At 33.1% G+C, this 1,421-nt stretch carries 1 protein-coding gene; it reads right to left on the bottom strand.

Annotated elements, in window-relative coordinates; translation table 11 throughout:
- Window positions 1-1,421: VirB4-like conjugal transfer ATPase, CD1110 family (locus DES33_RS09535; RefSeq protein ID WP_146199885.1), on the bottom strand; the 1,421-nt coding region annotated here is incomplete at both ends.

The following is a 1,421-nucleotide window of genomic DNA, read 5'->3' as shown; positions in this document are numbered from 1 at the left end:
AGCATAGACATTATGAAGTTTGCCTTATCCTTTAAAGGTGCGTCCCCATCTCCATAGTTCATATTAATATCTAATGGATTTAGATAGTCCTTTGACTTTGCTGAAACTTTAATAACTTCTCCATTAAATTGTTTTACAAGGTTTGAATACTCGCCCTCAGGATCGCAAATAATTACATCATCGTCTGTTACAAGAATTGCATTTGCCATCTCTCTCTTTGCCGAGAAAGATTTACCAGAACCTGGTGTTCCTAATATTAGTCCGTTAGGGTTCTTAAGTTTCTTCCTATCTGCCATAATCAAGTTTTGGCTAAGGGCATTTAATCCATAGTACAAAGAATTTGCTGAATCAATAAATAGCTCTTCTGTTGTAAAAGGCATAAATACTGCCGTTGATGATGAAGTTAAAAATCTTTTTATTTCGACTTGGTTAACTCCAAGAGGTAAGACAGAAACAAGTCCTTGCTCTTGTTGGTGAGATAATCTTTTTACCTGACAATTATGTCTGTTTGCAATTGATGAAATTTGAGCAATAGTGTTTTCTAACTTTTGATTAGTCCTAGCAAAGTTCATCATTACTATGGTAACTACAAAGAGCCTTTCATCTCTATTTTGTAAGTCAGATAACATGGACTTAACATCAGCCCCAAAAGTATTTATATCTGAAGGAATAATATCCATATCATAACCAGCACGAACTGCTTTCTTTTGTTCTTCGATTTTCATTCTGTCCAGGTCTGTGTTTTTTCTCTTAATGAGTTTAATGGCTTCTGCTTGTTCAACTACATCTATATGAAAAGCTACATAAATATTGTCATCAATATCTAAAAACTCAGATAACATTCTGTCTGATAACTCACTTGCTAGTATTTGAAAATGGCTTACTGCCCCAATATATTTCCCAAATTTAAAATTATTTGCTGGTGCAAAATTAAAAATATTGGGAGTTATATGTGATTTTGTAGACTCTTTCTTCTTCAGATCTTTATATGAAAAATCAAAGTTCTTATCTGGATTTAACATATCGTGAACAAGTCTTAGTCTTTCTTCGCCATCAAGACTCTCTGCTCTTACTCCCATAGATTTAAAGTTAGATAAAATATCTACTTCAAGTCTATTTAACTTTGCTCTTGCTTGCTCTAGGTTATCGGCTTCTGTGGTAAAGGTTATATACTTCATCTTTTTAAGTCCGTTATTCCCCTTTGCAAGTTGAAGCTTTAACATCTCCCTAAACTCTTTTCTTACATCGTCATAGAAGTCTCCCTTATCAGCAATTTTAATTGCATCTTGTAAATCCTTATTTCTTCCTAATTGATTTACATATGAAAGTTCAATGTGGACACTTGGATCAAAAGAATTTAAAAAGTTGGCAAATTGGTTAAAGATTAAATCTCTATCTTCTTCCAATGCCAACTGGTAATT

The organism is Finegoldia magna, from assembly GCF_003182075.1.
In the GTDB taxonomy this organism is placed as follows: domain Bacteria; phylum Bacillota; class Clostridia; order Tissierellales; family Peptoniphilaceae; genus Finegoldia; species Finegoldia magna.
The sequence above is the reverse complement of the archived record's forward strand: the minus strand, read 5'-3'. Positions and strand labels throughout refer to the sequence as shown.